The sequence below is a fragment of the Marinobacter sp. genome, assembly GCF_052091845.1.
Classification (GTDB): domain Bacteria; phylum Pseudomonadota; class Gammaproteobacteria; order Pseudomonadales; family Oleiphilaceae; genus Marinobacter.
The window spans coordinates 94,770-101,986 of sequence record NZ_JBQDCO010000008.1 but is presented as its reverse complement, the minus strand read 5'-3'; the positions used below and the strand labels follow the sequence as shown (position 1 = coordinate 101,986).

The following is a 7,217-nucleotide window of genomic DNA, read 5'->3' as shown; positions in this document are numbered from 1 at the left end:
CGGATCATAGCTTAGGGACACCATCAGGTTGTCTAACTGATTGGGTCCACCTCACAGCTTGATGCGGCGACTGAACGTAGGCTGGCTTACGTGCTGAAGCTCAGCCGCACGAGAAAAATGGCGCGTGCGAGCAAGCGCCATGAAATCTTCCATCCAGCGTATTTCCATGGGCTCCCCGGCCAATAAGCAAAGAGTAGGGTTAAAGAGTAGCGGCGTTTCATGGGCTATTCAGTGCACGCATCATAACTTATCGCAGCCGCTTTCTTACAATCGCCCTTCCTCCACCGCATGGCAGGCAACCTGGGCGCCGCCATCGGTCGCGATCAGCTGGGGAATTTCCTGGTAACAACGCTCGTTTGCATAAGGGCAGCGGCCATGGAATACGCAGCCAGATGGCAGGTTAACCGGCGTGGGCACCTCCCCTTGCAGCCGAATATAATTGGGCCTGTCGTCTTCAAGCTTGGGAATTGCCGATAGCAACGCCTGGGTATACGGGTGGCGCGGCTCGGCAAACAAGGTTTTGGTGTCCGCCAGCTCACACACCCGCCCAAGATACATCACCGCCACCCGGGTACCGAAGTGCTCCACCACGGCCAGATCGTGGGTGATGAACAGATAAGTCAGGTTGCGGGTTTCCTGGGCGTCCATCAGCAGGTTCAGTACCTGGGCCTGAATGGACACATCCAGCGCAGAAATCGGCTCGTCTGCCACAATAAACTCAGGGTCTACGGCCAAAGCCCGGGCAATGGCAATGCGCTGGCGCTGACCACCGGAGAATTCGTGGCCAAACCGGCTCCCCCAATCCGGGTCTATGCCCACCGACGCCATCACCTCCTGAACCTTGCCTCGCACCTCATTGCGGGCCAACTCCGGATGGTGAAAGTGAATCGGCTCTTCCAGAGTTTTCTGAATGGTCATGCGCGGGTTCAGGGACGCATAGGGATTCTGGAAAATCATCTGCATTTTGCGACGATACGGCAGCACATCCCGTCCTTTGAGATTATCGATGCGCTGGCCGCTGTAATGTACTTCTCCACCGCTGGGTGACAGCAAGCCCATTACGGTGCGGGCAATGGTGGATTTTCCGCAGCCGGATTCACCCACCACACAAAGTGCTTCGCCTTTGTGAACCTGCAGATCCACACCGTTAATGGCGTGAACCGCTTCCTGCTTGCGCTGGAGACGGCCATTTTTGAAGGTGATTTGCTCCAGCAGATTGCCAGACAAATCGAACCGTTTTTCCAGCCCGCGAATATCTACTAATGGGGAGGTCATGATTCGGCCTCCTGCATGCGCTTCTCCTGCTCTATCAGGTTACTGACCTCGTAACACGCTACATCCACGTTTCCGGAACGTACGTATTGGGGCATGGTTTGCCGGCATTGGTCAGTCGCAAACTTGCACCGAGGGTGAAATGGGCAACCCGTAGGCACCTTATTTAACGACGGCATGGAACCGGGAATCTGGAACAACCTTGCACCCGGCTCCCCCATCTGCGGCAACGCATTGATCAGACCCTGGGTGTAAGGGTGCTGGGGATCGTTAATGATCTCCCGGGTTGGGCCCTGCTCGATTATGCGACCGGAATACATTACCAGCATGCGCTGGGTTACCTGGGAGACAACGCCCAGGTCGTGGGTGATCAGCATCAGCGCTACGTTTTCCTGCTCGCACAATTCCAGCAGGAGCGCCATGATCTCGGCCTGAATAGTCACATCCAGCGCAGTGGTGGGCTCATCTGCCACAATAATCTCCGGGTCCAGCAACAGCGCAATGGCGATAATAACCCGCTGGCGCATGCCCCCTGACAGCTCGTGGGGGTACTGATCAAGCCGCTTTTCCGGCGAGGGAATCTGCACCTTTTGCAGTTTCCCCAGTGCAATATCCCGCGCTGCCTTTGTGCTGATCCGGCGATGGGCCTTAATGGACTCAACCATCTGGGTGCCAATGCTCAGCACCGGATTCAGGGTCATCATCGGGTCCTGAAAAATCATGGCAATGCGGTTACCACGGATTTTACGCAGCTCTCGCTCGCTCATAGCCGCCAGGTCCCGGCCTTCAAACAGAATCTGCCCACCGGCGATGTAACCGGGACGGGCAACCAGGTTCAGAATGGAAAAAGCCGCAACCGATTTACCGGCACCAGACTCCCCCACCAGACCTAACCGCTCCCCCTTATCCAGGCTAAAGCTGATACCGCGCAGGGCTGTCAAATCGCCGCCTCGCACGGCAAACCGGACATCCAGGTCTTTTACTTCCAGCAGTGGCGTGTTGCTTTTCATGGTTCTTTAGCCCTTATACAGCCGTGGGTTCATGACATCCCGCAGCCAGTCACCCAACAGGTTGATGACCAGCACGAGTACAACCAGCACCAGGCCGGGAAGCAGAGTAATCCACCAGGAACCGCTCTGAATGTAGTCAAAGCCGGATTTGATCAGCGAACCCAGAGACGGCTGGGTTTCGGGCATGCCAAGGCCCAGGAACGACAGCGCCGCCTCAGAGATAATCGCGTTGGCGATTTGCACTGTAGCGATAACAAAAATCGGCGAAAGGGTATTGGGCAAAATGTGGCGGAACATGATTCGGTTGGTGCGAAAGCCCATCACCTTGGCCGCATCCACATATTCTTTCTTTTTCTCCGCCAGCACAGAGGCGCGCACGGTGCGAGCGATTTGCGGCCATTCGGCTACGCCAATGATGAAAATCAACATGTAGATGGCAATCTCACCGAACATCAGGTTGCCAAAACTGGCCTTGAACACCGCACCCACTATGATAGCGACCATCAGGGTGGAGAACGACAACTGAACATCGGCGATGCGCATGAGGATGGAATCCACCCGACCACCCAGGTAACCGGCCAGCAGCCCGAACAGGATACCCAGTGCAGCCTGCAAAACCACGGCACCAAAGCCAATCAGCAGGGACACGCGGGTGCCGTACAAAATGGTGGAAAGCATATCCCGGCCCTGGGCGTCGGTACCCAGCGGAAAGGCAGCATCTGCGCCGCCCATCCCCACCGGCGGCATTTCCGAGTTCATGATGTTGATCTGCGTGAGATCGTAGGGATCAGTGGGCGCCAGCATGGGCGCAAATATGGCTGCAAGGACCATCAAAAGCAGCACAAGAAAGCTCACAATCGCTACTTTGTCGCGTTTGAAGCTATACCAGAGAAAGGACTCGCGAAAACGATCCCAGCGTGAAAGAGTCGCTGTTGTCATGCTTTCTTACCTGTCAGTTTAACCGTGGGATTCACCAGTCCGTATACCAAATCCACCAGGGTGTTGGTGATCACGAAAATCAGGCCCACCACCATTAAATAGGCAACAATCAGTGGAATGTCGCTGCGGGTGATGGCTTCCAGAAACATCAGCCCTACGCCGGGCCACTGAAATACCGTCTCCGTGAGAATTGTGTAGGCCACCATAATGCCGATCTGCACGCCACCTACGGTAATAACCGGAAGCATGGTGTTCTTGAGGGCATGAAGAAAGTTGATCCGAACCGCACTCAGGCCCTTGGCCCGGCCGTAGCGAATATAGTCACTTTGCAATACCTCCATCATTTCCGCACGAATAAGGCGAATAAACAGCGGCAACATGATAGAAGCCAGAGACACGCACGGCAGCACCAGGTGCAACAGGCCGTCCTTCGAGAAAAAGCCGGAATACCAGGAGCCGAACAGGTGGGTGAGTTCATTACCGCGGCCGTAAGACGGCAGACCACCCTCGGTGCTCAGGGCGCCGTTCAGCCATTGCCCCCAGCCGGTGTCCACCGGAAACCAGGCCACGGTTACACCGATGGAATATATCTGTATTAGAACAATAGCCGTAAGGAACACCGGAATGGATATGCCAACGGTGCTCACGCCCATAAAAAACTTTGCCAGCAAGGCTCGCGGTCGTATGGCCGCATAAACCCCGATGGGCACAGATAAGAGCATGATCATGAGACTGGCGCCAATGACCAACTCCAGAGTGGCAGGCAGATGCTCGGAGATCACCTCCAGAGTAGGTTTGTCATAAAAATACGAATTGCCTAAATCCCCCTGGATGGCGTTGCCCGCAAACCGCAGATACTGCACCACCATGGCATCGTTCAGCCCCAGCTCTTCGCGCAGGGCTTCCCGCTCCTCCTGGGAGACAGACATACCGACCATTTCTTGAAGCGGATCCCCCAGACCATCCTGGATAGCAAACGCGATCACACTGATCACGAACATAACCAGTAAGGCCTGGGATATCCGTTGAACCAAAAACGCTAACATGAAGAATTTACCGATGAGGAGTAATGAACGCCTCTCTCCCCTTGCGGGAGAGAGGTTGGAGAGAGGGGATAGCAGACACCCTCTTTACTCTACGACCAAATCACCCAAATAAGGGAAGTTCATTACGTTCAGAACCGGCTCGATCTTCACGTTTTTCTTGCTCGCCCAAGCCAGATCCTGCCAATGCAGGGGCACAAACGCAGCCTCGTCGTAAAGGCGCTGCTCCACTTCCTGCAGCATAGAGGTGCGCTTTTCAACATCGGTTTCAACGCTGGCTTTTGCAACCAGAGCGTCGATTTCCGGGTTGCAGAAGTTGCCAGCGTTGTACTGGCCCGCACCACTGCCTGCTTCTGTGCAGAAGGTTAAAAACTCATAGAAGTTGGCAGAGTCCTCGGTATCTGCGTGCCAACCAATCAGCATCATATCGCCCGAGCGATTATCAAACTCAGGCCAGTACTGGGCTTTTGGCAGGGTTTTAAGATCCACTGTAATGTTGATGCGGGACAACATGGCCGCCGCAGCCTGGGCGATTTTGTCATCGTTCACGTAGCGGTTGTTTGGCGCCATCATGGTGATGGTAAAGCCATCTTCATAACCCGCTTCTTTCATCAACTGCTAGGCCTTTTTAACATCGTAGCGCGGTTTGAGCGACTCGTTGTGACCCTGGTAGCCAGCCGGAGAAAGCTGGGCTGCCGGGGTGGCAAAGCCTTTCATGATCTTCGCGGCGATGCCTTCCTGGTTAATGGCGTAGGCCACGGCCTGGCGTACCTTCGGGTTTTTGAACGCCTCAACCCGCTCCTGGTTCATGTGGAACAGGATGATACGAGTGCCGCTCATGGTTACCAGGCTAGAATCCTTATCACGCTTTATGCGATCCAGATCTGTAGGCGGCACCGGGGCGATAAAATCGACACCACCGGATAACAGTGCAGACACGCGAGTATTGTTTTCCTTGATCGGGGTCAGCACAATTTTCTTTACGTTACCCGGGGAGTCTTCATCCCAGTAATCCGCAAAGCGCTCAAATTCCATGCGCACGCCCTGCTGGCGTGACTTGACCGTGTAGGGGCCAGTGCCGGAAAGGTTGTCGGAAGCAAACGAGCTGCCGTGCTTCAAAATGGCATCCTTGGGCTTGCCATCTTCCGTCTCGCCGGAATAGAACTGGCTGTCCAGCGGGAAAATATAGGTAGCAGTGTTGAGCAGTAGCGGAAATGGCTCGCTGGTTGTCAGCTCGAAGGTGTAGTCGTCAACAACATTAATGCCGTTGAACGGCTTGAAGATAGCCTTGAAGTCCTGGCTTTCTTTCAGGCGATCGTAGGTAAACTTCACATCCTCAGCGGTAAGCTCGTTGCCGGAGTGGAACTTCACCCCTTCGCGAAGTTTGAAACGCATGGTTTTATCATCAACACGCTCCCAGCTTTCTGCGAGACGGGCCTCAAAACCAAGATCTTTCGTCCACCGAACCAGTGGATCAAACGCCATATGAGACAACTGCAGAATGCCACCAGAGAGCTGCTCGTGAATATCGAGGGTAACCGGATCGGCGTCGTACGCCATCTTCAGTTCTTTCGTCGCCTCGACAGACAATGCCAAGGGGGCCGAGACCAGCGCCATGGTCCCGACTATAGCTGCAAGTAGTTTTTTCATTGGGTTTTCCGTCGTTGTTTTACGAATTTTTACGGCATTTTTATGCACACCAAGACACAGGCGTCCCGGACGTCTGTAATAGAAATTAGTCGCGGAAACTACTTACGGCAATCGAAATTACAACTTACGGCTATTCGTGAACTGAATGACGACCAAAGCAGCCTGCTGCCACCGGCCTTTAAAGGCGAAAAACCAGAGGCAGGATGAGTGCGGTAAAAACACCGGTTAACCCCATGCCCAGAGACGCAAAAGCACCCGCAGTATGGCTGATCTCAAACGCCCTGGCCGTTCCGATCGCGTGACCATTCAGGCCAAGCGCAAATCCAAGAATGCGCTCGTCTTTTACTGATACCCACTTTGCCAGCAAGTCTACAAATAACGTCGCGACCACACCGGTTACCAGCAGCCCGCCCATCAATAATGGCACTGAGCCGCCCAGTTGCCTGGTGATGCCGATGGCAATGGGTGCGGTGACAGACTTGGGAGCCAACGACGCAAGCACCTCCGGTGTCGCGCCCATGGCCCAGGCAATCACTACGGCATAAACCCCTGCCAGCGTGGCCGCCAATGGCAGCGTGACAACAATCGGAAGCCACATGGCGCGTATGTGGTGAACCTGCTGATACAGCGGAATGCCCAGGGCGACCGTGGCAGGACCCAGTAATACGGTTATCCAGAGGGCCCCTTCCTGATAGTTCACATAGTCGATCGAGAGAATGGCAATTGCCGCCGCCAGCATCACGGCGGAAAGCACCACAGGAGGCAGCCACAAAGGCCGGCCCATGCGCGCAAATAGCCAGTTGCCGGCAAAAAAAGCAGTCAGCGTGAGCCCAATCGCAAACATTGGCCCAACAGACAAGGCATCAGCCAGAGAGAGAAAACGCCCGGAAATTTCAGTCATCGGCACGCTCCCGCCCAGACAGCCGCGCCATGCCTTTCATCAATAACATGGTGGTCAGAACACTCAGAAACGTACCCAGCAACAAGGCCGCCGATACCGCCAACCATTGCCCGGAAAACTGTGAGGCCATGAAAAACACACCCACCACACCTGGCATGATCAACAAAACCAGCACCGAAATCAGCGCCTGGCTGGCTAACGCCAAATCATCGCTCACGCTACCCCGCAACATCAGTGTAAAGGTCATCAATATCATACCCAACACGCCGCCGCTGACCGGTATCAAAAATATCAGTCGTAGTGCCTCGCCAAACAGGAAAAACAAAACCAGGATCAAAAAACCGCGCAACATCGACATGCTGTTTTGCTCATTACCCAAAGAATTGCTTTACACTAACGCAA

Annotated in this window: 6 protein-coding genes and 2 pseudogenes; all 8 read right to left on the bottom strand. The window is 54.6% G+C overall.

Features of this window, described 5'->3' with window-relative positions:
* Nucleotides 1-54: 54 nt before the first annotated feature.
* Nucleotides 55-168 (bottom strand): annotated as a pseudogene (locus tag ACTHYN_RS04570) (LysR family transcriptional regulator); the annotation flags it as partial.
* Nucleotides 169-264: 96 nt separating this feature from the next.
* Nucleotides 265-1,275, bottom strand: coding sequence for an ABC transporter ATP-binding protein (locus ACTHYN_RS04565; RefSeq protein ID WP_441811317.1), 1,011 nt, complete (start codon nucleotides 1,273-1,275; stop codon nucleotides 265-267).
* Nucleotides 1,272-2,282, bottom strand: coding sequence for an ABC transporter ATP-binding protein (locus ACTHYN_RS04560; protein WP_441811316.1), 1,011 nt, complete (start codon nucleotides 2,280-2,282; stop codon nucleotides 1,272-1,274). The genes ACTHYN_RS04565 and ACTHYN_RS04560 overlap by 4 nt, the downstream gene beginning before the upstream one ends.
* A 6-nt stretch (nucleotides 2,283-2,288) precedes the next feature.
* Complete coding sequence (locus ACTHYN_RS04555) at nucleotides 2,289-3,221, bottom strand: ABC transporter permease (RefSeq protein ID WP_441811315.1); 933 nt, start codon at nucleotides 3,219-3,221, stop codon at nucleotides 2,289-2,291.
* A complete protein-coding gene (locus ACTHYN_RS04550; RefSeq protein ID WP_441811314.1) occupies nucleotides 3,218-4,267 on the bottom strand; it encodes an ABC transporter permease in 1,050 nt (349 codons plus the stop codon). Before ACTHYN_RS04550 ends, ACTHYN_RS04555 begins: the two co-directional genes overlap by 4 nt.
* An 84-nt stretch (nucleotides 4,268-4,351) precedes the next feature.
* Nucleotides 4,352-5,749: pseudogene (locus tag ACTHYN_RS04545) on the bottom strand (ABC transporter substrate-binding protein).
* A gap of 343 nt (nucleotides 5,750-6,092) precedes the next feature.
* A complete protein-coding gene (locus ACTHYN_RS04540; protein ID WP_441811313.1) occupies nucleotides 6,093-6,815 on the bottom strand; it encodes an LrgB family protein in 723 nt (240 codons plus the stop codon).
* Nucleotides 6,808-7,173 (bottom strand): CidA/LrgA family protein, encoded by a 366-nt coding sequence (locus ACTHYN_RS04535; RefSeq protein ID WP_441811312.1) that lies wholly within the window; start codon nucleotides 7,171-7,173, stop codon nucleotides 6,808-6,810. The genes ACTHYN_RS04540 and ACTHYN_RS04535 overlap by 8 nt, the downstream gene beginning before the upstream one ends.
* Nucleotides 7,174-7,217 lie beyond the last annotated feature (44 nt).